Origin of the sequence: Haloferax sp. Atlit-4N (assembly GCF_003383025.1) — an archaeon.
GTDB lineage: Archaea > Halobacteriota > Halobacteria > Halobacteriales > Haloferacaceae > Haloferax > Haloferax gibbonsii.
This window is the reverse complement of the sequence record NZ_PSYY01000001.1, coordinates 383,027-401,533: the sequence shown is the minus strand read 5'-3', so window position 1 is coordinate 401,533 and position 18,507 is coordinate 383,027. Positions and strand designations below refer to the sequence as shown.

The 18,507-nt window shown below is 62.2% G+C and carries 29 protein-coding genes and 1 tRNA gene; 13 read left to right on the top strand and 17 right to left on the bottom strand.

The genetic code is table 11. The annotated features are described in order from the left end of the window. Positions 1–672, top strand: coding sequence for a hypothetical protein (locus C5C07_RS20985; protein WP_147302000.1), 672 nt, complete (start codon positions 1–3; stop codon positions 670–672). Next, positions 672–1,313 carry a hypothetical protein gene (locus C5C07_RS20980; protein ID WP_147301999.1) on the top strand — a complete coding sequence of 214 codons (642 nt, stop codon included), beginning with the start codon at positions 672–674 and terminating at the stop codon, positions 1,311–1,313. The genes C5C07_RS20985 and C5C07_RS20980 overlap by 1 nt, the downstream gene beginning before the upstream one ends. 8 nt (positions 1,314–1,321) lie before the next feature. Here C5C07_RS20980 and C5C07_RS02115 read toward each other — a convergent pair whose 3' ends face one another. The 4 genes from C5C07_RS02115 to C5C07_RS02100 form a co-directional block, all read right to left on the bottom strand. Continuing rightward, complete coding sequence (locus C5C07_RS02115; RefSeq protein WP_115804458.1) at positions 1,322–1,759, bottom strand: hypothetical protein; 438 nt, start codon at positions 1,757–1,759, stop codon at positions 1,322–1,324. Positions 1,760–1,901: 142 nt separating this feature from the next. After that, the gene (locus tag C5C07_RS02110; protein WP_050458546.1) at positions 1,902–2,540 is read right to left on the bottom strand and encodes an ATP-binding protein; all 639 of its coding nucleotides are present in this window, start codon (positions 2,538–2,540) and stop codon (positions 1,902–1,904) included. Next, a complete protein-coding gene (locus C5C07_RS02105; protein ID WP_050458545.1) occupies positions 2,540–2,950 on the bottom strand; it encodes a hypothetical protein in 411 nt (136 codons plus the stop codon). Before C5C07_RS02105 ends, C5C07_RS02110 begins: the two co-directional genes overlap by 1 nt. Continuing rightward, on the bottom strand, positions 2,943–3,383 hold the full coding sequence (locus C5C07_RS02100) for a hypothetical protein (protein WP_233510257.1): 441 nt from the start codon (positions 3,381–3,383) through the stop codon (positions 2,943–2,945). The genes C5C07_RS02105 and C5C07_RS02100 overlap by 8 nt, the downstream gene beginning before the upstream one ends. A 62-nt stretch (positions 3,384–3,445) precedes the next feature. Here C5C07_RS02100 and C5C07_RS21260 point away from each other — a divergent pair, with 62 nt between their 5' ends. The 10 genes from C5C07_RS21260 (at position 3,446) to C5C07_RS02050 (ending at position 6,923) form a co-directional block, all read left to right on the top strand. Next, a complete protein-coding gene (locus C5C07_RS21260) occupies positions 3,446–3,610 on the top strand; it encodes a hypothetical protein (protein WP_158546579.1) in 165 nt (54 codons plus the stop codon). A gap of 101 nt (positions 3,611–3,711) precedes the next feature. Further along, entirely contained in the window at positions 3,712–3,912 is a 201-nt protein-coding gene (locus C5C07_RS02090) for a hypothetical protein (RefSeq protein WP_050458542.1), read from the top strand. A gap of 2 nt (positions 3,913–3,914) precedes the next feature. Beyond that, on the top strand, positions 3,915–4,424 hold the full coding sequence (locus C5C07_RS02085; protein WP_058826724.1) for a hypothetical protein: 510 nt from the start codon (positions 3,915–3,917) through the stop codon (positions 4,422–4,424). A gap of 18 nt (positions 4,425–4,442) precedes the next feature. Then, positions 4,443–4,868, top strand: a complete 426-nt coding sequence (locus tag C5C07_RS02080) for a hypothetical protein (protein WP_147301998.1) — start codon at positions 4,443–4,445, stop codon at positions 4,866–4,868. Beyond that, positions 4,868–5,212, top strand: coding sequence for a hypothetical protein (locus C5C07_RS02075; RefSeq protein ID WP_115804456.1), 345 nt, complete (start codon positions 4,868–4,870; stop codon positions 5,210–5,212). The genes C5C07_RS02080 and C5C07_RS02075 overlap by 1 nt, the downstream gene beginning before the upstream one ends. Beyond that, a complete protein-coding gene (locus tag C5C07_RS02070) occupies positions 5,209–5,517 on the top strand; it encodes a hypothetical protein (RefSeq protein ID WP_115804455.1) in 309 nt (102 codons plus the stop codon). The genes C5C07_RS02075 and C5C07_RS02070 overlap by 4 nt, the downstream gene beginning before the upstream one ends. Then, complete coding sequence (locus C5C07_RS02065) at positions 5,517–5,735, top strand: hypothetical protein (protein ID WP_115804454.1); 219 nt, start codon at positions 5,517–5,519, stop codon at positions 5,733–5,735. The genes C5C07_RS02070 and C5C07_RS02065 overlap by 1 nt, the downstream gene beginning before the upstream one ends. A gap of 3 nt (positions 5,736–5,738) precedes the next feature. Beyond that, a complete protein-coding gene (locus C5C07_RS02060) occupies positions 5,739–6,302 on the top strand; it encodes a hypothetical protein (protein ID WP_050458535.1) in 564 nt (187 codons plus the stop codon). Next, positions 6,299–6,739 (top strand): hypothetical protein, encoded by a 441-nt coding sequence (locus C5C07_RS02055; protein WP_115804453.1) that lies wholly within the window; start codon positions 6,299–6,301, stop codon positions 6,737–6,739. The genes C5C07_RS02060 and C5C07_RS02055 overlap by 4 nt, the downstream gene beginning before the upstream one ends. Continuing rightward, entirely contained in the window at positions 6,732–6,923 is a 192-nt protein-coding gene (locus tag C5C07_RS02050; RefSeq protein ID WP_115804452.1) for a hypothetical protein, read from the top strand. The genes C5C07_RS02055 and C5C07_RS02050 overlap by 8 nt, the downstream gene beginning before the upstream one ends. Positions 6,924–7,248: 325 nt before the next feature. On the opposite strand, the gene C5C07_RS20975 is transcribed toward C5C07_RS02050, so the two are convergent. The 10 genes from C5C07_RS20975 to C5C07_RS02010 form a co-directional block, all read right to left on the bottom strand. Beyond that, positions 7,249–7,707 (bottom strand): hypothetical protein, encoded by a 459-nt coding sequence (locus tag C5C07_RS20975; RefSeq protein ID WP_147301997.1) that lies wholly within the window; start codon positions 7,705–7,707, stop codon positions 7,249–7,251. Positions 7,708–7,987: 280 nt separating this feature from the next. Then, positions 7,988–8,653 (bottom strand): hypothetical protein, encoded by a 666-nt coding sequence (locus C5C07_RS02045; protein WP_115804451.1) that lies wholly within the window; start codon positions 8,651–8,653, stop codon positions 7,988–7,990. Continuing rightward, positions 8,650–8,832, bottom strand: a complete 183-nt coding sequence (locus C5C07_RS02040; protein ID WP_115804450.1) for a hypothetical protein — start codon at positions 8,830–8,832, stop codon at positions 8,650–8,652. Before C5C07_RS02040 ends, C5C07_RS02045 begins: the two co-directional genes overlap by 4 nt. After that, on the bottom strand, positions 8,829–8,972 hold the full coding sequence (locus tag C5C07_RS21255; protein WP_158546578.1) for a hypothetical protein: 144 nt from the start codon (positions 8,970–8,972) through the stop codon (positions 8,829–8,831). The genes C5C07_RS02040 and C5C07_RS21255 overlap by 4 nt, the downstream gene beginning before the upstream one ends. A gap of 168 nt (positions 8,973–9,140) precedes the next feature. Further along, positions 9,141–9,212: transfer RNA gene (locus tag C5C07_RS02035), tRNA-Ala, on the bottom strand. A gap of 252 nt (positions 9,213–9,464) precedes the next feature. Beyond that, positions 9,465–9,773, bottom strand: coding sequence for a 30S ribosomal protein S10 (gene rpsJ / locus C5C07_RS02030; protein WP_004044563.1), 309 nt, complete (start codon positions 9,771–9,773; stop codon positions 9,465–9,467). Positions 9,774–9,775: 2 nt separating this feature from the next. Continuing rightward, positions 9,776–11,041 (bottom strand): translation elongation factor EF-1 subunit alpha, encoded by a 1,266-nt coding sequence (tuf, locus tag C5C07_RS02025; protein WP_004969067.1) that lies wholly within the window; start codon positions 11,039–11,041, stop codon positions 9,776–9,778. A gap of 190 nt (positions 11,042–11,231) precedes the next feature. Then, positions 11,232–12,185, bottom strand: a complete 954-nt coding sequence (locus C5C07_RS02020) for a homoserine dehydrogenase (RefSeq protein ID WP_004973563.1) — start codon at positions 12,183–12,185, stop codon at positions 11,232–11,234. Next, a complete protein-coding gene (locus C5C07_RS02015) occupies positions 12,182–12,751 on the bottom strand; it encodes an amino acid-binding protein (RefSeq protein ID WP_004973566.1) in 570 nt (189 codons plus the stop codon). The genes C5C07_RS02020 and C5C07_RS02015 overlap by 4 nt, the downstream gene beginning before the upstream one ends. A 340-nt stretch (positions 12,752–13,091) precedes the next feature. Then, entirely contained in the window at positions 13,092–15,275 is a 2,184-nt protein-coding gene (locus tag C5C07_RS02010) for an elongation factor EF-2 (RefSeq protein ID WP_004973569.1), read from the bottom strand. Between the two features lie 190 nt (positions 15,276–15,465). On the opposite strand from C5C07_RS02010, the gene C5C07_RS02005 reads away from it, so the two are divergent. Beyond that, a complete protein-coding gene (locus tag C5C07_RS02005; RefSeq protein ID WP_004973570.1) occupies positions 15,466–16,221 on the top strand; it encodes a DUF5781 family protein in 756 nt (251 codons plus the stop codon). Positions 16,222–16,326: 105 nt separating this feature from the next. Here the strand turns inward: C5C07_RS02005 and C5C07_RS02000 are convergent, their stop codons facing one another. The 3 genes from C5C07_RS02000 to C5C07_RS01990 all read right to left on the bottom strand — a co-directional run bounded on the left by C5C07_RS02000 (position 16,327) and on the right by C5C07_RS01990 (position 18,491). Further along, positions 16,327–16,941 carry a 30S ribosomal protein S7 gene (locus C5C07_RS02000; protein ID WP_004973571.1) on the bottom strand — a complete coding sequence of 205 codons (615 nt, stop codon included), beginning with the start codon at positions 16,939–16,941 and terminating at the stop codon, positions 16,327–16,329. Between the two features lie 2 nt (positions 16,942–16,943). Continuing rightward, the gene (locus C5C07_RS01995; RefSeq protein WP_004044570.1) at positions 16,944–17,372 is read right to left on the bottom strand and encodes a 30S ribosomal protein S12; all 429 of its coding nucleotides are present in this window, start codon (positions 17,370–17,372) and stop codon (positions 16,944–16,946) included. A gap of 225 nt (positions 17,373–17,597) precedes the next feature. After that, the gene (locus C5C07_RS01990) at positions 17,598–18,491 is read right to left on the bottom strand and encodes a mechanosensitive ion channel family protein (protein WP_004973574.1); all 894 of its coding nucleotides are present in this window, start codon (positions 18,489–18,491) and stop codon (positions 17,598–17,600) included. Between the last annotated feature and the right edge of the window lie 16 nt (positions 18,492–18,507).

The window sequence follows — 18,507 nt, the reverse complement described above, 5'->3', positions numbered from 1 at the left end:
ATGTCAACTCGGGATCTCGCAAAAGCAAAAAATCTGGAAAAATACTGGCGTCCCGAGTCAAGCGGCTTTGGAACTCCTCGAATTCATATCGATTCAATTAATGAGAAAAGGCCAGAGGCCAACTGCGAAAAATATCCGTACGAAGGCCAGCTAGTACTGTACGGTGATTACACATTCACCGAAGAAGGACGACATGGCCGAGAGATAACTACAGAGGGCAGTTATGAGTATAGATCCGGATCCGGGCTGTTCCTGATAAAGAACGAACAGTCGAAGCCAACTCAAAGAGAGATAATTAGCGAGATAAATCAAATAGTCGGAGATGATGGAAAAATATCGCCCATCAAGTCGATTCAGAGGCATCATTTGTGGAACTTCTTTAAGAGTGCCGACGAATTCAATCAGGTCAGTCTCAGAACGGATGAGGGTAAAAAAACAGTTAGTGACATCTTGATGAGTGGTGACATTGGGGAGTCAAGTACTGTTGAGTCCCACCTAGAGAACCACCTGATTGAGAGCGCACGGGTTATGTTTGATCCACCAAGTAACGTGGATCCAGTAGTTGTAAAGTATAACCGTGGTCAATTAGAAATACCAGACGAGCCACCGGAGGCATTAGAGTACGTGGTTCAGCTGTTTGAGCGGGACGTAATCCATCCCTCTAGTCAGTAGTGACGCTTTTCATACTGTTCTCGATATTGCTTTCAGCGATTATTCTTAAGAGGGATTTCCGCGGAGAAACTGACCGAATTATTGCTTTTGTCGATGATTACAGAACATCAACTGTATACTGGAGTTCGAGTTTTGTTGGGGGCTTACTGGGGACAGCGAGTCCATCATCTTGGAAACCATACTCAACGGCAGTTGTTGGAGGGATATTTTTACTTCCAGTATTTTCGTACTATTATCTAAAGAAGCCCTTTGGCATTTATTGTGAGTATCGCCCGGTCGATCCCGAAGAGGCAAGGGTGGATATGTTTGCTGAATCAAATCAAATCGTAGAACTCACACAAGGTGAAGAGACATACGACATCGATTTGAAATTCACCTCAGACAAACATATCAATCAAGTCAAGGTCCGCCTCAGACCACCAGAGGGGTCAGAGATTTATTTTGTGGACCCTGTTGAAGGTGTCACTTTTAATCAAAACGATAACCGTCTAACAATCAAGATGGATGGTGGTGAAGAGCCAGTTATCGGAGTATATGTTCAGCCCTTAAAAAATAGACTGAGTACCAGCAGAACTCATGAGTTTAGAGTTGTCGAAGAGCATTCGGGAGAAACCATCGAGAAAGTTACTTTGAAACCGTAGTTTAATCATCATAGAATCATCTTCCGCTGTTCCTTGAACTCCTCGTGACCCGCTTCGTTCCACCCACCAGCCTCACGAACCCACTTACTCACCGTCGACGGCTTCGCCCGACGAATCCGAATCTCGCCCTTGTCGAAGTCGTACAGGACGAACGCGTACCACGCAACACCCCGAGCGTCCGCCGCGAGTAACGAGCGCGTCTGGTCGTGTCGAAGCCGAAAGCGCCCGTGCGCGGGATACTTCTCACCGATCCGCACGGAAGTGGATTTGACCTCGATCTTCGCGCCGCTGTTGGGATGGACGCAGTCGTACCAGAACGCCTCGTCCGGTCGGTGGTCGAGGCCGTAGACCTCGGCCACCAACTCCTCAGCGAGTGTCGCGGTCTCGCCGCTCTGCAGTCGCTCTTTTTGATGCCGCGAGAGGTCTCGCATCCGGACGACCTTCATGCGACACCTCCTGGTCGAGCAGTCGCTACTCGATCGAGGGAACGGAAGTCCAGCACCCGCGATGGGTGCTGGAGGGTAAATCGGACAGGGGCGATTACGTCTCCGTGAAGCGGTTTTGAAACGATTTCGATAGCCGCAACCATCATCCGTACACCTCCCGCGTCTCACCGTGGTAGACGGCTCTCGGCGGCTCAGTCGGACGGATTACGACGTACTCCCACCGCTCTGAGGGAAGCCCCTCGCCGTCGAGATCTTTCAGGTTGTAGTAGCGGATGAAACCCCGGTGGAACGTCGACGGCGGACCGACCCACACGAGGTATTTGCACTGCTTGACCGGCGGGTAGTAGAAGTCCTGGGGGTCCTGTGAGGCGATGACGACCTTGACGCCCTTGTCTCGGTCCTCGTGAAGCATCGCGGCCAGCGTGTTGACCTTCGCGCTGGACTCACTCTCGGAATCGGGTAGATGCCGATGGGCCTCGTCGACGACGACCTGGACGGGATAGCCGGTGCGCTCGTGGTAGTCGTGGGCGATGGCACGTACATGCTCTATCACCTCCATCGCGTCGTCGCACACCCACCGGATGCGGGAGGCAGTCGCCCGGCGAGCTTCAGCTGCGGAGTAGACGGTCGTGGCGTCGTCGAGGTCGCGCCCGGAGATGCCACCGGCGTCCGTATCGTCGATCCAGATAGAGAGACCCGGGAACGTGTCGTGCATCTCCCGGAGGAACGTCGTCTTCCCGGAGCCGGAGTCACCGACGACCGTGACGTGATACCGGTCCATTACCGGCCCTCCGTACTCACCAGCGACGCGAGGTCCGGGTCGATGCCATCGCCCTCGTCGTGACCCGCGTCGTCCTCACCGGCCTGCTGCGCCTTCTCGATGTTCTTGCGCATGACGACCAGCGTCTCCAGCGTCCCGACAGTCACGTCGACGATAGCCGGGACGCCGTCAACGTCGATCATCTTCTGGAACCCGCGGACGAGTCGCTTCGGACCGCCACGGTCCGGGTCCCACGGCGATTCCATCCCGTCGAGCGACTGGTGCGGTTCGGTGGCGAACAGCATCTCCCGCGCTGTCGATTCCGACCCCATCGCTTCCTCTGCAGGAGCGCCCTCTGCCGCGGCGTGAGACGGCGCGACGCCTTCCTCCGGCGTGAGGGACTCACCGGGAGACGGCGGCCCCTCAGCCATTGTAGACCTCCTTGCAGTCGGCACAGATGTAGTCGTACTCGTGCGCCCACGTGGGAAGCGCCCGGCGGTGTTCGTCGACGATGCCGTACCGGTCGCTTCCACAGTCGGGGCACTCAGGGTCTTGCGGCTCTCCGCCGTCGGTAGCGACGCCCTCAACTGGGTCAGGCGCATCGAGTGCCGGGTTCCCGCCGTCAGTCACCGCCTCAACCTCGGGTTGAGTGTCCGGCACTTCCGTGTCCGCCGATTCGTCTTGTGTGCCGGACTCAGTCTCCCGGACTGAAACCGGGTCATCGAGCGGTTGAATCATCGTGTCGTGGTCTTGGAGGTAGCATGAGGTCTCATGGTTGTGGATTCCCTGAGCGCGGAAGTACAGACCACAGTGCTCACATTGCTGGTCAGTCGCCGATTGGGGTTCGTAGGTTCCACCGCTCATGCGACTGCCCCCGCGACGAAATTGAGCGCCGAGGCGATGCTCGCGCCCGTCGAACCAGACAAGTGTACGATACCGCTGAGTACGCCACACTCGCCCGCGACGCCGAGGAGAAAGGCGTTCTTGACGAACGGGCGGGAACTCTCAGAAGCCCGGAGATGGGCAACGAGAGCGCCCAAAACGAGTGTCGGATAGCCAAGCACAGGCATGAGATGTTCTTATCGACGTGACTATATGAAACATCAACGAGTCTCGACACTCAATTATTGAGCGTTGAGTGCTGTACACTCCACTTTCGGCTTTTGAACACCCGGCCATCGACTCGAATGCAATGCCAAAGGTTGGAGTTCCGTTCCTCGACACCGAAGTCGACACGGACGAACCCGGAGAATCGGCACAGAACCTCGGTCTCGCCACTATCGGCGTGATGATCTTCCTCGCCATCATGGGCGCGGCGACGTGGGCGTACAACAAGCTGAAGGAAACGACTGGCGTCGACCAGGGGACCGGTATCCCGGTGGCAGGTGAGTAAGCATGTCGACGCCGCTCACCTACAACACCGAACTCGCGGAAGCTGGTAACTCGAAGCCGGTCAAGGGCGCGATGCTCAAGCAGACGACGCTCCGCGCGGGCAACGAAATCGTCGTCTACGAGGAGTCGTGTCCCGCCGACAAGTACCTGTTCTGGGGCTTCGGCTACCGGAACAAGCAGGCGGGGAACGCCTCGCACATCTACGCCCAAGTGAAGGCCAGCGGTAACGGAAGCGCCACGGCTGGCGACGCGATTAAGGGCGACCTCATCGCGGTCATCACCGACTCGGAGGGCCGCGACGTACTCCACCGCTACAACATCGGCGACCTCGAAACCCTCGCCGACGCCGCGGCGGACCCACGTACTGAGCGACCCATCATGCCTGCCCTCGCTCCCATCGCGCGGGAGGACCAGCGGATTCAGCTTCGCATCGTCGCGGACGAGGAGTCCGACGGTGCCGAGATCGACCCGAGCGCGTCGAGCGCCCGTATCTACCACGGGAAGCTCAACTAACCCGGAGGTCCCTCTTTCATGTCTACCAACTCAGAGCGCAAGAGTAGCCTTCGCTTCGCCGGGAACGTCGGTCCTGACGACGTGGAGACCGAGACGTACGCCCTGCAGAAAGACGCGACAGTCGAGGAAGTCGCCGTTCGAATCTACCAGGGGCCGCGTCTCGATCTCCAGATCGTCCCGTTCGTCGAACGGGGTGAACCGGGATACAGAGAGCGTATCCCGCTGGTCGAACTCCGCGGGAAGGAGTACGTCGACGGCGACGACGACTACTGGATCTTCCCGACCAGCGAATCGGTTCACGAGGGTGAACTCCTCGGGGTCGAGGTCCGCAACATCGACGGATCGAACACCTACGACTACGCCGTCGACATGGTCGTCGATAGAGCCGGAGGTGTGGCCCGCCCGGTCAACTCCTTTCTCGGCCAGCTACGGAGGCTGTTCTGATGGGTGTTGACCAGTTCAGCCAAGAGGTCCGCGGCTCCGGTGGCACCCTCGCCACCAGCACGCAAGGGACCGTCGAGACGGACAACTACGCCCACGGCGACGGCTTCGACTTCGACGGCACCGCGTACCCCTACATGCTGAATCCCGCCGAGACGATTCAAGAACTCGTCCTGACGAAGTCCGGGAACATCGATATGGAGGTCACAACCACCGGGGGTGACACGTTCACGATCCCCCTCGCCGGGAACGTCGGCTCGTTCGACAAGTGGGAGATCGACACCGTGACCTTCCGTGACCCGGACGCGACCGCGTCGACGCTCGCTGGAGGGTGGGCTGGCGAATGACCGGCATCGCACCCTCTGCGACCGGCGGTCAGATCGGCGACCCGGTGAACGTCTCGCTCGCCGCGAGTGAGAACATCAGTCCACCGAGCGGCGAGGTCTGGCGACTCACCATGCTCGGGTTCGATGAGTCGAGTTCCGCGACTGCGACGCTGGATCTGAACGGGACGCCGGTCATCAAGCGAAGCAACTCGGGAAGCAACGAGGCAGACGCAACGCTCGTCGAAATCTATCTCACGGACAGCGATACGCTCGCGGCCAACGACGCGGTGAGCTCTGTGACGCTGTCCGGCCACACAGTAATCTAATGTACACGAGAACGCACGACTCGGGCGCAGTCATCGAATGGACGCCCAACGACACGGAACTGGCAAAGCAAGCACTATCGGAGACGGACGGAACCGGAGTTACCTCCAAGTCGGAGGTCTCGGCGAACGCACCGCTGGAACTCGGGAAGGAAGTCGCTCGCGCCGTCACAGAACGCTACCGTCAGCTGCTGGCGGAAAAGACGAGCGGGGGTGCGTGACCGATGGTGTACGTCGCACCAGACGACTCGCCGAGCGCCGGGGAGACGTACGACCCGCGCGAGGACCTCACCGCGGGCGAACGCCTCGCCAACCAACTCGGCGGTGGTGGCGGTGATGATGACGACGATGACGATGACCGACAAACCTACTCGGACATCGTCGACGACGAGGACCTCAACAACTCCGAGTCGGGCATGCCGGGCGCGGGGACGCCGACCAACGACATCGTCAGTCCTGACCCGAACGAAAACAGCGACGGCGACGAAGTGACGATCAACCCGGACGGGTCCGCCTCGGTTGACACCGACCGGACGAGCCGGACCATCGACGAAATCCGAGAGAACGTTTCGGATCTCGTCGGCGGAAGCGAATCAGGCTCTGCCGTCGACGAACTCGGCAACGTCGAGGAAGCCATCCGCGACTTCCGTGAGGACCTCGCCGGGATGGGCGAGGTACAGTCCGGTGCGCAGGGTGGTTTCAACCTCGGAACCCTTGGGGTTACGGCCCTCATCATCGGACTCTTCGCGGCACTCGCGGCCGCCATTGGTGGTGGTGAGTCGCGGTGAGCCTCCTCGGCTCCGTCGCGGGCGGCCTCGATCACCTGGCCGGCTCCGTCGACGAATCCATCGGTCGGCAGTTCGACGATGAACCCGGCGGCGGATTCGCCGACGTCGGGCGTACTGGCGAGACGAACGACTCCGAGACGGACACCTACAACAACAGGTATCTCCGCGGAGACTCCGCTCGGTCGCTCTACGACACGGTGATGGACTACGACGGCACCCTAAACGGCCAAGAGGATACTGTCGATCTCCTTGGCCCCGGCCTGTGGGGTTCGGAAGGAAGCGCCGTCGACGTGGTTGTCGAACGCGATGGAGAAGAACACGGCACCGCGGAGATGAAGACGAAGCTCTTGCTCGCCTTCCTCGCGGCGCTCGTCGTTCTGTACCTGGTCGCGCCGCTCCTCGAACTGATCCTCGCGGTCGGTGGTGACGGTGAGTGAGCTCACGGACTTGCTCTTGCAGACGACTGACCCAGTTGTCGCGTTGCTCCTGGTCGTCCTCGGACTGTACGTCCGCGAGGTGAAAGTATCGCTGCACGAGGACATCCGCGGTGTTCGCTCGCGGATCGGTCGACTGGAGAACGTCTATATCCCTGATGGTGGCGAGGTCGTCGACGATGATTGAGGCGTTGACGCAGACAGTTGACCTACCGTTGTGGTTGGTGCTGACGCTGGCAGGGTATCATCGGGTATTCGCGGTTGCTCTCCAAAGAGACAAAAATCGCTATGTGAATGGGGTCTAGTACGACCGACGGCGGCCGAAGCCGGTATTAGATGTCTTATTCCACTCTTCTGTTTGGAAGTCATCTCGTTGATCGATAGCTTCAATACCTTTTTGCTCTGCTCGTCCAACTACGGCTTCACAAATCTGTTTTACATTATCATGCTCATCATGATAGGTCTCTGCAGGCCGAACATAATCGCGCCCACAGTCAGGGCATTTCCATACCTCAGCTCTCCCACGAATAAGTCGGTTTTTTTTCACCGGTGTTTAATTCAGTCCCACAGTTCGGACAGAACGGACCCTTAATGTAAGCATTGGTGCTGTAGTTACTGCCGTGTGGATTATACCCGTACTTTGCTCGCCACTTCACACCATATTTATCAATATATCCGCCCCAAAGTACGTTTTGAGGCGGATTTCTTGCTACAGCAAGAGGCGGCCCAGGGTCTGGCTTCTTTTGTTTTCGCCGCCATTCGAAAAGTCGGCGAATCAGGACCAAGAAGATGAAAACAAACACAGCAATGAGGCTTACCTGAACCAATAGATTGTTGAAAATGCCAATCTCGATAGAACTCCCAGAATTACTAGTTGAGAAAGATGAAATGACCACAATAAGACCTCTAAACAATGCTGCACCAACTACAGATATAACGATATCACGCAGGGTAGATTTCACATCGATCATTTTTCAGATATTTAGATCTCTCATCACATGTACTCTGTTATCTAATTAGACACGAAGACATTCAGCATATCACGGTTACCGTCTGACAAGTAGTATCCCACCAAGAAACTTGTTGGCGGCCTCGAAGCCACCAAGCCCCCAGAAAACCCGCACCGTCGACGCTCCGACGACGCTCCGACCGACGTACCTACGACTAATGAATAGTTGCTTACGAGAGGCTATACTGCTGTATTCTTAATTATTGAGTTGGTGGTGGCCGGTCCGAGGCGTGTTTCATCGGCTATCGACCCCCGGCAGTCTCGGAGTCACCAACAAGTCGCTTGGCGAGGTCACTCCGACCCACAGAGCGTTCGACCGTCCGAACCAGCGATCCGGTGAGTAGTTCGGGATTCACCGTGAGGCGCTTTTCCTCGCCCGACTCGTCGATGTGGAACGCCTCGAAAGACGAGACGAGGTCAGTCCAAGCGTCGTCGACGGACTGCCAGCGGAGGTCGTGCTGTGGGCGAGCCATCGCCTGAACCTCGGAGTTCGACACCGACCCGATCTGGTCCGCACGCTTCCCACCCGCGTTTCGCGGACCCGCGTTCTTCCCCTTCGCAGTCTGAACGATAACCTCGTCACGGGAGATGCGCATCGCGACCTCTTTCTTCGATGGACCACCGTCCGGGCGTCGACCGTCGTCGATCTGTTCGGCCATCGCCAACGCGTCCTCGGCAAGCTGTTCCGCGCGCTTCCGAGCTTCCCGCTCCTGTTCGAGTTCGTGTTCGAGGCGGTCGAGCCGGTCGACGATGCGGTTGGCCGCGTCGATGGGACCGAGGTCCGTGTTCATCCGCTCTTCGTCGTCCGGGACGGCGAGCGTGTTGAGCAACTTTCGGAACGCGACGACTTCGAGGTGACTGAGGTCCGGTCCTGCACCCTGCGACCCCGAGGGTTCGTCCGCGCTCATGCCGACCCTCCGACCTCGGACGCCTTCGAGAACTCCAGTTCCCCGTCAGCGACAGTCGTCGTCTCGTGACCCGTCTCGTCTTCGTGCGCGTCCGAGACGAGGTCTGCGGCGAGCCAGTCGCCCGCACGGACGTGCCAGCCGCACCGAAGACACTTGGCGTGAACCTTCTCGCCGCTCATGGCTCATCGACCTCCTCAACGTAGGCGCGGTGGCCGGACCGATCTGCGTGGAACGCAGCGAGGTTCCGAGCCGTCTGTTCCGACTCGACCGGCTCCGGCATCTCGGCGTCGCAGTCGCGACACGTTGGGAGGAAATTCATGCCGCAATTCCCTCCGAAAAATCGCCCGACGTGGTCGGGGCGGATGCCGAGTAATCAGTAACTCTCGACGCGGCGGACGTTTTGTGCGGCCGCTGGCCGATGAACGTTACAGCGTGAGACCGCAAGAGAGGTGTCTTGCAGGCCTTAGAAACGTTGTGAAAACGTGGATGGACTCGCGGGGATTTGAACCCCGGGCCTCTTCCTTGCGAAGGAAGCGATCTGCCACTGATCTACGAGCCCTCATTCCCACGGAGTCGTGGGATACACTTATACCCTATGTTTTGTCCGCGGTCGGGCATGCGATAGCATCCCGTTCCGTCGGGTGATTCTACGGACGTCTGCTCGCGTGTCGAACGGAAGTGAGATGACACGCGCCTTAGCGCTGAAAGTCAGCTCGGAGGCAGAGTCCTCCGGACGCGCGCCTCGACAACCGCGAGTGTGACGGGCGGGCCGTCACGAACGGGCGATCCGGGAGTCCGGACAGCGCCGTCGTTAGTCTTCGAGGACGATCTCGATGCTGACGTCGTTCGGAACCTGAACGCGCATCAGCTGGCGCAGAGCGCGTTCGTCAGCGTCGAGGTCGATGAGACGCTTGTGGACGCGCATCTCCCAGTGCTCCCACGTCGCCGTCCCCTCGCCGTCAGGCGATTTGCGGGCGGGGACTTCGAGCGTCTTCGTGGGCAGCGGGATCGGCCCGCTGAGGTTGACGCCCGTCTTGTTCGCGATCTCGCGGACGTCGTCGCAGATATCGTCGAGGTCTTCCGGACTCGTGCCGGCGAGCCGAACGCGTGCCTGTTGCATCGTTATCGCTCGTTGACTTCGAGCACTTTGCCGGCCGCGATGGTCTGACCCATGTCACGGACAGCGAAGCTGCCGAGCTCCGGAATCTCGGAGGACGGCTCGATGCTGAGCGGCTTCTGCGGACGGACGGTCACGATGGCGGCGTCGCCGGACTTGATGAAGTCCGGGTTCTCCTCAGCAACCTCGCCCGACGCGGGGTCGAGCTTCTGGTCGATCGACTCGATGGTACACGCGACCTGCGCCGTGTGGGCGTGGAAGACCGGCGTGTAGCCAGCGGTGATGACCGAGGGGTGCTGCATGACGACGACCTGCGCCTTGAACGTCTCGGCGACCTTCGGCGGGTCGTCAGCCGGGCCACAGACGTCGCCGCGGCGGATGTCGTCCTTGCCGACGCCACGAACGTTGAAACCAACGTTGTCGCCAGGTCCGGCCTGGTCGACTTCCTCGTGGTGCATCTCGACGGTCTTGACCTCGCCGCCGACGTCAGAGGGCTGGAAGCTCACGTTGTCGCCGGGGTTGAGGGTACCCGTCTCGATACGGCCGACCGGGACCGTACCGATGCCGGAGATGGTGTAGACGTCCTGGATGGGCAGGCGCAGCGGCGCGTCCGTCGGCGGCTGCGGTGCCGGCAGGTTGTTGAGCGCTTCGAGCAGGATGTCGCCGTCGTACCACGGCGTGTTGTCGGAGCGCTCGGCGATGTTGTCGCCTTCGAAGGCCGAAATCGGGACGTAGGTCGCGTCGTCGGAGTTGAAGCGGACCTGCTTGAGGAGCTTGTTGACCTGCTCCTTGACGTCCTTGTACTTGTCTTCGCTGTAGTCGACGACGTCCATCTTGTTGACCGCGATGATGAGTTCGCCGATGCCCAGGGTGCGGGCGAGGAAGACGTGCTCGCGGGTCTGAGGCGCGACACCGTCGTCGGCGGCGACGACGAGGACCGCGTTGTCAGCCTGCGAGGCACCGGTGATCATGTTCTTGACGAAGTCGCGGTGGCCAGGACAGTCGACGATGGTGAAGTAGAACTCGTCCGTGTCGAACTCCTGGTGGGCGATGTCGATGGTGACACCGCGCTCGCGCTCTTCGGCGAGGTTGTCCATGACGTAGGCGAATTCGAATCCGCCCTTGCCCTTCTCCTCGGCTTCCTCTCGGTGCTGCTCGATGACGTGCTCCGGGACGGAGCCGGTCTCGAACAGGAGTCGGCCGACGAGCGTACTCTTACCGTGGTCGACGTGGCCGATGATGGCCAGATTCTGGTGGGGTTTGTCGCTCATTGGTGTGTTCACGCGCTAAGGCGCTCTGTGGGGAATGTTTTTGCTGAAACCCCTAAAACGATTTCGATACGCGCTACGGGCCGTCTAACCGCCGTACTGCGATTTGCGGAACCATACCATGGTCCCGGAAACGGCGTGTCCGGTGGATACCGACAGTCGAAAGAAACAGGGGTACGGGCCGCCTGTGCCGCTATTCGAGGCGTGAAACGTCGGACAGGACGGCGGTCGCCGTCTCCGGACCGCCCGCCCCGCGGCCGCTGATATTCAGTTGACCCGCGTGTTTGGTCTCCAACTGGACGATGTTCTGCGTGCCCGTGACCGACAGCGCGGAGCCCTGTGGAATCAGCCGCGGAGCGACGCGGACCCCGTCGGCCGTCGCCTCGCCGATGAGGCGGACCGTCCGACCGTCCTCGGCGGCGAGGTCGAGCGCCGTTCCCGGCACGTTGCGGATGCCCTCGACCTCGGCGTCGTCGAGCGCGTACTCGGTCTCGCCGTCGGAGAGGACGTTCGCGAGGATGACGAACTTCAGCGCGGCGTCGATGCCGTCGACGTCGAACGTCGGGTCCGCCTCGGCGACGCCGAGGTCCTGGGCCTCCGCGAGCACGTGCTCGTAGTCGAGCCCCTCGGCGGCCATCCGCGAGAGGATGAAGTTCGCCGTCCCGTTCAGCACGCCGCGAGCGGCGGTCACGTGGGGCGCACCGAGGTCCGAGATGGTCGAGAGGACGGGAATCGCGCCGCCGACGGCGGCCTCGAACTGGACGGTCCCCTCGCTTTCGGCTTCGAGCGCGCGCAGGTCGGCGTAGCGTTCCGCGACCGGACCCTTGTTCGCGAGCACGACGTGGCGGTCGTCCGCCAGCGCCCGCTCGACGTGCGAAAAGCCGGGCTCGGCGTCACCGAGCGTCGTCGGCGTCGCCTCCACCAACACGTCGTAGTCGGCGTCGAACACCGCCTCGGGGGCCGCCTCGCCGACCACGCCGTCGCGTTCCTTTCGGTCGTGGACCGCGCTCGGGTCGAGTCCGGCGGGGTCGACCGCGGAGGAAGACGAGTCCGCGAACGCGACGACGTCGTGACCGTAGTCGCCCGCGAGATCGAGAACCGAGCCGCCGACCGCGCCCGCGCCGAGCACGGCGAGTCTGAGGCTCATTGGGACCCCTCCGCGAGCGGTTCGACGACGTGCAGTCCCTTCTCGGCGGCGAGGTCGCGAACGACCGACAGCGTCTCGTCGACGCGGCCGGAGCGGACCGCGAGTCGGAGTCGGGCGCTCGACGCCTCGTCGGTCCCCTCGCGGGCGGACAGCGACAGGTCCTGCAGGGTCGCGTCCGCCGAGGACTCGATGCGGTGGAGCGTGTCCGAGAGGTCGGAATCGACGATGTCGCCGACGAGGATGACCATTACCTCCTCACCGAAGTGCTCCGCGCCGGCGCGGATGACGTTGACGCCGGCCTCGCGGAGCGCCTCGACGATTCGCTCGAAGCGGTCGGGCGGGCATTCGAGGTCGACCTCCACGGGGATGTGCCCCCGGGGAGTCAGACTCCCGCGTTCGTGGAAGATGGAAAGCAGGTTACCGCCGTTGTCGGAGATGGGCTTGAGCGCGGCTAAAAGCTGTCCGGGCTCGTCGACGAGTTCGAGCCGAATCGTGTGCGGTTTCGGCATCTCGCCGCTCCCGTCGGTCTCGGCGTCGCTCCCGCCGTCGAGGTCCTGTGCGCTCATCGCCCCACCCCCGTGGGCCGTCCCGACGCTGTTGTCCGCGACGCGCGGTTCGGTCGTGGTTTCGCGTCGTCGCGCCAGGAGTCGAGAGACGTACCCTTACGCATACGTATCCGTGATTCGGCCACGTGGTATAAGCCTTCGCAGCCGACACGGTTTGCCGACGTCGACAGCGTGCTGGCATGTGTCACGGAGAGGTCGACCGCGACAGAGCGCTCGAAGACGGTCTCGGCCACCGGGAGACGACGCGGGAAGGCCGTCGGACGCGGCACGGTGGCGGGCCGACGGACCGGGGCCATCGCTGCCCGGGTGAAAAAACGAAAGAAGGCGCGAAGGTTCGCGCTTAGATGTAGTCGATAGCCTGCGAGAGCTCGAGCTTCATGCCCTTGCGCTCGCGGATCTCCATGATCTTCTCGCGCTGGAGGTTGTCCGAGAGCACGCGGAAGCCGGCGTTCTCCGTGTTCCAGGAGGCGCGACCTTCCGTGGCCGAACGGATGTCCGACGAGAAGCCGATCATCTCTTCGACGGGCGCGATGCCCTCGATGACCATGAGGTCACCTTCCTGGTACATGTCGTCGACGCGGCCGCGGCGACCCTGAATCTCGCCGGAGGCCGAGCCCATGTATTCGGAGGCAACGTCGATGCGGACGTTCTGGATGGGTTCGAGGAGCTTCACCTGACCCGCGATGAGCGAGCGGTGGACCGCGTCACGCGTCGCAGGGATGACCTGGGCGGGACCGCGGTGGATGGTGTCCTCGTGGAGTCGCGCGTCGTGGAGGCGCAGGAGCGTCCCCTGAACGGGCTCCGCGGCGAGCGGACCGTCGTCGAGCGCCTCTTCGAGACCCTCGATGACGAGTTCCATCGTCTCGTTGAGGTGCTGGATACCCTTCGTGTCGTCGATGAGGATGTTCGTCCCGTGGATGTGTTCGACGTTCTGGGACGTGTCCTTGTCCATGCCGGCTTCCTGGAGGGCCTCGCGGCGCTCCAGTTCGGGCATGTCCATCGAGATTTCGCCGAGCTTGATGGAGTCGACGATGTCCTGCGAGAGGGGTTCCGCCGTGATGTAGAACTTGTTGTGGCGGTTCGGGGAGACGCCCTCGACCTCGTGGGACTTGCCCTGGACCTGCTCGCGGTAGACGACAATCGGCTCACCGGTGCGGACCGGGATGCCCTGGTTGTCGCGGATACGCTGGGTGATGACTTCGAGGTGGAGCTCGCCCTGACCGGAGATGAGGTGCTCGCCCGTGTCCTCGTTAATCTCGATGCGGATGGTCGGGTCTTCCTTCGCGACCTGCTGGAGCGTCTGGATGAGCTTCGGCAGGTCGTCCATGCGCTCTGCCTCGACGGACTTCGTGATGACGGGCTCGGAGATGTGCTCGATGGACTCGAACGGCGTCATCTCGACGGAGGAGACGGTGGAACCGGCGATGGCGTCACGGAGACCCGTGACGGCCGCGATGTTCCCCGCGGGGACGCCGCGGTCGAGTTCCTCGCGCTCGCCGCCCATGAAGACACCGACGGACTGGACGCGGTTCTTGCCCGCGGTCCCGGAGACGTAGAGCTCCTGCCCCTTGCGGATGGTGCCGGAGAACAGGCGACCCGTCGCGATTTCGCCCGCGTGGGGGTCCATCGAGATGTCGGTCGCCATGAAGACGACTTCGCCGTCGTCGTCGACTTCGCGCATCTGGCGCGCGAGGTCGGACTCGGAGTCACCGCGCCAGACCGTCGGGATACGACGGGGCTGGGCGTCGAGCGGGTTGGGGAAGTGCTCCGCAACCATGTCGAGGACGACGTCCGAAAGCGGCGTGCGCTCGTGGAGTTCCTGGCGGTCGCCACCGCGCTCGAGTTCCATGATGTCGCCGAAGGAGATACCGGTCTCCTCCATCGACGGCATGGAGACGCCCCACTTGTAGAGGGCGGACCCGAAGGCGACGGTTCCGTCTTCGACGGAGACCGTCCAGTCGTAGTCCTTCTCCTCGGTCATCCCGCGGATGAGTTCGTTGACGTCGGAGATGACGTCGACGAGACGCTTCTGCATCTCCTCGGGACCTTCCTGCAGCTCGTTGATGAGGCGGTCGACCTTGTTGATGAAAAGCGCCGGCTTGACGCCCTCGCGGAGCGCCTGACGCAGGACCGTCTCGGTCTGCGGCATGGCACCCTCGACGGCGTCGACGACGACGAGCGCACCGTCGACGGCGCGCATCGCGCGCGTCACGTCGCCACCGAAGTCGACGTGGCCCGGCGTGTCGATGAGGTTGATGAGGTGGTTCTTGTCTTCCCATTCGTGGGTCATCGAGACGTTTGCGGCGTCGATGGTGATGCCGCGTTCCTGTTCGTCTTCCTTCGTGTCCATCGCGAGCTGCTGGCCGGCAGTCTCGTCAGAGATCATGCCCGCACCCGCGAGGAGGTTGTCGGAGAGGGTCGTCTTACCGTGGTCGACGTGAGCGGCGATGGCGATGTTCCGGATCTGCTCCGGCTTGTCCATCAGTTTCTCACATTCCTGGACGATCTTCTTTCGTCGGCCCATTATACAGGGGTCTACCGGCAGGAGGGTCAAAAGAGTAGTGTTTTTGCCGAGCGGATTTCCCATTTTCAGCCGTCCTACCGCCGGGGTATGAGCATTTTTGTCACGATAGGCGAGACTGTCCGCCGGACGCGAATCTCGGTGCCGGGGTCGGCGTAAGAGTCATGTTGATTGATAACATTTCTCAAGTCGAATGGACCTCCGAGTCGTCGGGGGCGCACCGGCAGACCCGTTCTTGAGCGCCGCCGACCTGTTCGAAACCGAGTTCGAGCTTTCGTACCCCGTGTACGTGCGCGTTCGCGATGATCCCGACTCCCGCACGTGGGCCGGCCACTATCAGGACCGCCACGTCCTCAACATCTCCCGACAGGCCGCCACCAGCGCGATGGCCCGCGAGCTCGCGCTCCACGAACTCTCACACATGGCCCGAAACGAAGAGGGGCACGTCTCGCACTACCAGTCCACGCGCGAGGCGGTCTTTCTCGCGCTCGCGGGGCGCACCGTCGAGCGCCGAAAGCTCGCGCACTGCTATCAAATCGCCAACCACTGCAAGGACATCTACGCCGACGACCTGACGCTGTCTGTCGCGCCCGCGGACAAGCTCGTCCAGTTCCTCGAGTCGCAACTGGCGGCGGCGCTCGCCGACCGACCGCAGGCGTCCGGCCGCCCCGGCTCCCGACTCGTCACCGCGGGTTCGGACCCCGAAATCACGGCCGTGAACGCCGCGTTCGCCCTCGCGCTCGTGGAGCGACACGACCTCGTCGAGTCCGACCACCGGCTGTACGACCTCGCCCACGCCGCGGGCGACGACGCGCCGTCGGTTTCTCTCGAGACGTTCAAAGAGCACTTCCGAACGCTCGCCGACGACCCCTCGAAAAGCGAGTACCGCCGGACGCTCGTCGACGTGGTGAAACACTACGTGGTCAATCCGGGGATGGCCGCCGACTGAGCGACGCGCGCCGGCCGCGAGGCGTCAGGCGAACGCTGTGGTCCCACGGGCCGACCGTACAGCGTCGTCACTCGGCGCAGTGAAAAACGAAAGAGAGTGGAGAGATTACCGGGCCGCTTCGGCGACGCGCTCTTTCTCCTCTTTCTGGGAGATAGCGTACGTCTGGACGTCGTAGTCGGCCGCGCCGATGAGCTGCTGTGCGAGCGCCTCGGCGGCGGTGGTCGTCGTCTTGTAGGAGCCGCTGAGCGTACCCTGCGCGATGAACTTCAGCGCCTCGTCGACGCGGCGCTGCGGGGCGACGTCGACGGCCTGCGGGACCGAGATACCGCCGTACTTGAGGCGGACGGTCTCCTCGCGGGGACCGGCGTTCTCGACCGCGCGGATGAGCACCTGCACGGGGTTCTCCTCGGTGCGCTCGTTGACGATTTCGAACGCTTCCTTGACGATTTTGCTCGTCTTCTGCTTGTGTCCCGTGTTGTCCTCGGTCTGCATCAGGCGGTTGATGAGCCGCTCGACGATGCTGATTTCGGACTTCTGGAACTGCTTCGAGGCGTGACGACCCATCGTGTGGGCGATGGGCGTCGCCTTGATGTACCGGCTCATGCTGGGGTCGGTGTACTCCATCTCGGAGACGTCCCAGACGCCGAACAGAAGCGCGTTCTCCTTTGCTTCCTCGCTGCTCGCGGGGGACTCGGGCTCGGGTGCGTCGCTTTCCGACATGGTTAGCGCACCGGCTTTTCAGCGTTCCCGCGGACGAGTTCGATCATCGAGACGCCGTTGACCTTCTCGACCTTGTAGTTGACACCCGAAAGGTCACCCATCGCGCGACCCTTCGCGCCGCCGATACCGGCGATGGTGACTTCGTCGTGTTCGTCGATGAACGAAATCGCGCCGTCACCGGGACAGAAGGCGGTGACCTGCTTTCCGTTCTTGATGAGCTGAACACGGACGCATTTCCGAATCGCCGAGTTCGGCTGCTTCGCTTCGATACCGACCTTCTCGAGGACGATGCCGCGACCCTGCGGAGCACCCTCGAGCGGGTCGGACTTCTTGCCGAGACCGCGCTCACGGCGCGCGTACTCAGAGTCGGACCAGCGGCGCTTCTGCCGGTCCTGCTTGAGCTTGCGCGCGGCGTATTTGCCGTTCGCCATAGTGAACAACAGTTCCAGATGGAGCTACTTAAGCCTCCCTTTTCGAATCCGACGAGACGGCTTCAGGAGCGATTAGCGACCCCTAAGGAGGAATCTGAGGTCGTTTCTCCGATTCGAACGACGCCCCCTCCGCGGCGAAGAGGGACTAAACCGCCCGGAGATGGTGTCGTTTCGTCCACCCGTGCGAACGACACGCACGCGGGGTGACGCGCCCGTCTGACCGGGTCACTCGCCGCCGCGCTCCCCGACGAGGTCCACGTCGAGGCGGCCGCTGACCTCCCGGCCCGACGCCGGGCCCAGCGTCAGCCCCTCCTCGTCGAACCGCCGCTTGACTCGACGCCGGTACTGCGAGCGGACGTCGACGAGACTCACGTCCATCGGCGATTCGACCCAGAACTCCGCCTGCAGGCCGATCGAACTCCCGGCGAACTCGAGGATGCGCGCGGTCGGCTCCGGGTCGTCGAGCACGCGGTCGTCCTCCCGCGCCGTCTCGACGAGTTCGCGGAGCGCCAACTCCGTGTCGTCGGCGTACGCGACGTCGACGCGCTCGGTGATTCGGTACCGCTCTCGGCCGTACGGGCGGGTGAGCGCGTTCGTCGTGAGTTCCGTGTTCGGCACGGAGATAGTCTCGTTATTCACCGTCCGCACGCGCGTGACCCGGAAGTCGACCGCCTCGACGACGCCCTCGCCACCGGGCCACGATATCCAGTCGCCGACGTTGAAGTCCGGGTCGGCCACGAGAAAGAGGCCGCTGATGAGCGCGCCGATGACCTCCTGCCCGGCGACGCCGACGACGAGCGTCAGCGCCGCGACGATGAGCGCGGTGTCGGTCAGCACCGACGCGTAGCCCGCGCCGACGACGCCCGCGAGCGTTGCGAGCGCGATGACGAACGCGTGCGCGTAGGTCTCCGTCGCCGACTGCAGCGTCGGGTTGTTCCGGTTCCGGGCGCTGACGAGCCTCGTCACGCCCGGGACGACGAGGAGCCGACCGACGAGATAGACCACGACCGCCGCGGCGGCGAACCCCACGGTCGCGCTCGCGAGCTCCTCGTACTCGGCGAATCCCGTCGGGTCGAGTTGTCCGACCGCGACTCCGACAGACTGTCGTATCGGCGACATGCGTAGCTCGCCGTTC

Coding starts and splice junctions, on each gene's coding strand:
- C5C07_RS20985 (WP_147302000.1), top strand. CDS start 1: ATGTCAACTCGGGATCTCGCAAAAGCAAAAAATCTGGAAAAATACTGG.
- C5C07_RS02115 (WP_115804458.1), bottom strand. CDS start 1,759: ATGAAGGTCGTCCGGATGCGAGACCTCTCGCGGCATCAAAAAGAGCGA.
- C5C07_RS02110 (WP_050458546.1), bottom strand. CDS start 2,540: ATGGACCGGTATCACGTCACGGTCGTCGGTGACTCCGGCTCCGGGAAG.
- C5C07_RS02105 (WP_050458545.1), bottom strand. CDS start 2,950: ATGGCTGAGGGGCCGCCGTCTCCCGGTGAGTCCCTCACGCCGGAGGAA.
- C5C07_RS02100 (WP_233510257.1), bottom strand. CDS start 3,383: ATGAGCGGTGGAACCTACGAACCCCAATCGGCGACTGACCAGCAATGT.
- C5C07_RS02090 (WP_050458542.1), top strand. CDS start 3,712: ATGCCAAAGGTTGGAGTTCCGTTCCTCGACACCGAAGTCGACACGGAC.
- C5C07_RS02085 (WP_058826724.1), top strand. CDS start 3,915: ATGTCGACGCCGCTCACCTACAACACCGAACTCGCGGAAGCTGGTAAC.
- C5C07_RS02080 (WP_147301998.1), top strand. CDS start 4,443: ATGTCTACCAACTCAGAGCGCAAGAGTAGCCTTCGCTTCGCCGGGAAC.
- C5C07_RS02075 (WP_115804456.1), top strand. CDS start 4,868: ATGGGTGTTGACCAGTTCAGCCAAGAGGTCCGCGGCTCCGGTGGCACC.
- C5C07_RS02070 (WP_115804455.1), top strand. CDS start 5,209: ATGACCGGCATCGCACCCTCTGCGACCGGCGGTCAGATCGGCGACCCG.
- C5C07_RS02065 (WP_115804454.1), top strand. CDS start 5,517: ATGTACACGAGAACGCACGACTCGGGCGCAGTCATCGAATGGACGCCC.
- C5C07_RS02060 (WP_050458535.1), top strand. CDS start 5,739: ATGGTGTACGTCGCACCAGACGACTCGCCGAGCGCCGGGGAGACGTAC.
- C5C07_RS20975 (WP_147301997.1), bottom strand. CDS start 7,707: ATGATCGATGTGAAATCTACCCTGCGTGATATCGTTATATCTGTAGTT.
- C5C07_RS02045 (WP_115804451.1), bottom strand. CDS start 8,653: ATGAGCGCGGACGAACCCTCGGGGTCGCAGGGTGCAGGACCGGACCTC.
- C5C07_RS02040 (WP_115804450.1), bottom strand. CDS start 8,832: ATGAGCGGCGAGAAGGTTCACGCCAAGTGTCTTCGGTGCGGCTGGCAC.
- C5C07_RS21255 (WP_158546578.1), bottom strand. CDS start 8,972: ATGAATTTCCTCCCAACGTGTCGCGACTGCGACGCCGAGATGCCGGAG.
- rpsJ (WP_004044563.1), bottom strand. CDS start 9,773: ATGCAACAGGCACGCGTTCGGCTCGCCGGCACGAGTCCGGAAGACCTC.
- tuf (WP_004969067.1), bottom strand. CDS start 11,041: ATGAGCGACAAACCCCACCAGAATCTGGCCATCATCGGCCACGTCGAC.
- C5C07_RS02020 (WP_004973563.1), bottom strand. CDS start 12,185: ATGAGCCTCAGACTCGCCGTGCTCGGCGCGGGCGCGGTCGGCGGCTCG.
- C5C07_RS02015 (WP_004973566.1), bottom strand. CDS start 12,751: ATGAGCGCACAGGACCTCGACGGCGGGAGCGACGCCGAGACCGACGGG.
- C5C07_RS02010 (WP_004973569.1), bottom strand. CDS start 15,275: ATGGGCCGACGAAAGAAGATCGTCCAGGAATGTGAGAAACTGATGGAC.
- C5C07_RS02005 (WP_004973570.1), top strand. CDS start 15,466: ATGGACCTCCGAGTCGTCGGGGGCGCACCGGCAGACCCGTTCTTGAGC.
- C5C07_RS02000 (WP_004973571.1), bottom strand. CDS start 16,941: ATGTCGGAAAGCGACGCACCCGAGCCCGAGTCCCCCGCGAGCAGCGAG.
- C5C07_RS01995 (WP_004044570.1), bottom strand. CDS start 17,372: ATGGCGAACGGCAAATACGCCGCGCGCAAGCTCAAGCAGGACCGGCAG.
- C5C07_RS01990 (WP_004973574.1), bottom strand. CDS start 18,491: ATGTCGCCGATACGACAGTCTGTCGGAGTCGCGGTCGGACAACTCGAC.